Annotated in this window: 1 protein-coding gene; it reads left to right on the top strand. The window is 41.7% G+C overall.

What is annotated here, in order from left to right; translation table 11 throughout:
• The first annotated feature begins 104 nt into the window (after window positions 1–104).
• Window positions 105–2,375 (top strand): CRISPR-associated endonuclease Cas1, encoded by a 2,271-nt coding sequence (gene cas1, locus K2G43_RS12895; RefSeq protein ID WP_300155892.1) that lies wholly within the window; start codon window positions 105–107, stop codon window positions 2,373–2,375.
• The last annotated feature ends 305 nt before the right edge of the window (window positions 2,376–2,680 follow it).

Raw genomic sequence — 2,680 nt, 5'->3', positions numbered from 1 at the left:
GGAGTGGGTGCTAAAACGAATGTGGGTTACGGAAGATTCAAGGATGATGATAATAGTTGTAAATTAATTCATCAACTTTATCCAATAGAAGAAGCAGAATAGCCATGAAGACCTATTTCCAATCCCTCACCACCTTTCACGCATTACAAAATGCGTGGAGGGTGGTGCGTGCCAAAAAATCGGCAGGTGGCATTGACGGATATACGGTTGCTGCATTCGAAAAGAACCTGATAGACAACCTGAACACGCTGCGGCACGAATTGTTGGCAGGGAATTGGAATCCGGAACCCTACCTGAAAGTAGAGATTGCCAAGAACGATACAGAAAAACGGAAGTTGGGGCTGCTGTGCATCAAGGACAAAATAGTGCAACAGGCCATAAAGACTGCCATTGAACCGGCTATGGAGAAAATGTTTCTAAATACCAGCTATGGATATCGGACGGGAAGGGGAGCGGAGCGAGCCATACGACGAGTAGTCCACGACCTGAAACGTCTGAAAAACAGTTATATCGCAAAGCTTGATATTGATGATTTCTTTGACAACATTCATCATGAGAGACTTTTCAGCAGGCTCAGCAATTGGCTGCAAGATGAAAAAACATTCAAACTGATACAGTTATGTCTGAAAACCGGCAATGTAACTCCACAGCTAAAGTGGAACGAAGCAATGAAAGGTGTCCCTCAGGGGGCTGTGCTTTCTCCTCTGCTTGCCAATTTTTATTTGCATCCGTTTGACCAATATGTCGGTACGAAGATTCCTGTATATATAAGGTATGCGGATGATTTTATCATTGCTGCCCCTACGGAGAACGAAGTACAAGAGTGTGTCATTAAAATCAAGGAACACCTTCAAGAAAACTTCTTCTTGCAGCTGAACACCCCGGTTGTGCGGAATGCGCACGAGGGAATCGAGTTCTTAGGGGTCGTTGTCTCTGATAAATTTATTTCTGTTACAGACAAAAAAAAGAAAGAACTGATAGAGAGGATACAATCCATCGGGTTTACCAAGGCATCGTTATCCGCCAAAAGTCTGGAAACATTGCGTGGCATCAAGAATTATTATGCCCGCTTGTTGCCCGAAAATGCGCTGAAAGATCTTGATAATGAATTAATAGGCAGACTTAATACACTGATTAAGAAAAACCATCCTAACATCTCATCGGCCAAAGAATTGGCTGAAAGCTTGCAGTCATTGGACTTTTTCAGCAGCAACTGCAACAGCAAGAAGAAACAATTGATACAACAACTTTGCAGCACCTACATTGTCTATTCCGACCGCAAGAAGAAAAAGGCAAATGCTTCTCCTGTGGATAATGTCAAACTTGTAAACCGGAAAAAGAAGCAGTATCAGAAGTTGGAAAACGAAGGTGCAGAACTCGTAGTCAGCACTCCCGGATGCTATGTCGGGGCTACTTATAAGGGAGTTGTCGTGAGACAGCAAGGCAAAGTCATCAACAAGCCATCAGCGGCATTGCGGCATATCACCATTATGGGGAAAGACGTCAGCCTATCCAGCAATGCCATCATGTATTGCATGTCCCACAAAATTCCTATTGATTTTTTCAGCCCCAAAGGTGTACAGTATGCTTCCATTCTCAGTCCGCAATTTGTGGATGAGACTTTATGGAACAAGCAGGCAGTGCTTCCTTTGGAGAAAAAGGTGCGACTTGCTTCGTCCATCATTGTCGGGAAAATGAAGAATCAGCTCAATTTGGTGAAGTATTATCATAAGTATCACAAGGATGTGCTTGACGAGAAATTCGGTGAGAAGTATGTGGAGACTATTTTGAAAATAAAGAAGCAGATAGAAGAGGTGAAGGCTTATGTGCATGACAATGAAAAGTATGCAACCGATATTATGGCTATGGAGGCACAAGGGGCTTTGGCCTATTGGGGATATATCAGGATGCTGCTTGCCGATGATGGGATAGATTTTGTACGTCGGGAGCATCAAGGTGCCACAGACTTATTAAACTCAATGCTCAATTACGGATATGCTATCTTATATGCCCGTGTCTGGAAAAACATACTTGCGGCTAAGCTGAATCCTTCGATAGGAATACTGCATGCGCATCAAAATGGAAAACCTACATTAGTATTTGATGTGGTAGAAATATTCCGTCCACAAATGGTGGATAGGGTAGTCATTAGTCTGATTCAAAAGAAAGTTGCGTTGAAAATGCACAATGGACTTTTGAATGAATCAACTAAACGTACTCTAATCCGTAGCATTTTAGAGAGGTTGAACAGGTACGAGAAATTCAGGAAAGAGGAAATGACTCTTTCGCAAATCATATTGAAGCAATCGCAAGAAATTGCCGCCTATATTGCCGGAGAAAGCAATGATTTTAAGCCTTACGTGGCGAAATGGTGAGTATTCTCTTGCGAAAAAGTGCTTTATGCACACTTTGTTGATTATCAACATTTCGTGTTTTGAATGGAATAATAGATAATACGTGATGCCTTCTCAAAACTGACAATTTTGAATAGAGGACAAAACATTTGCGAAAAAAGGCGTATTTCATAAAAGCGTTCTTTGACTTAGTTGGTTTATAATCAAAAGAATACGGCATTCGGTTTGTTTATCGCTTTTCGAAAAAGGGATATGAGTGCGAAGACTTCCTGAGAGTTGCGAAAATGGGAAATGTCACAAATAACCTATAATGAGTAGGTTAATGG

The organism is Bacteroides sp., assembly GCF_029057325.1.
Classification (GTDB): Bacteria; Bacteroidota; Bacteroidia; order Bacteroidales; family Bacteroidaceae; genus Bacteroides.
Note: the sequence above shows the minus strand (reverse complement) of the source record. Positions and strands in the feature narration are given on the sequence as shown.

Excerpts from the sequence above, each read along its gene's own strand:
- cas1 (WP_300155892.1), top strand. The coding sequence starts at position 105 with ATGAAGACCTATTTCCAATCCCTCACCACCTTTCACGCATTACAAAAT.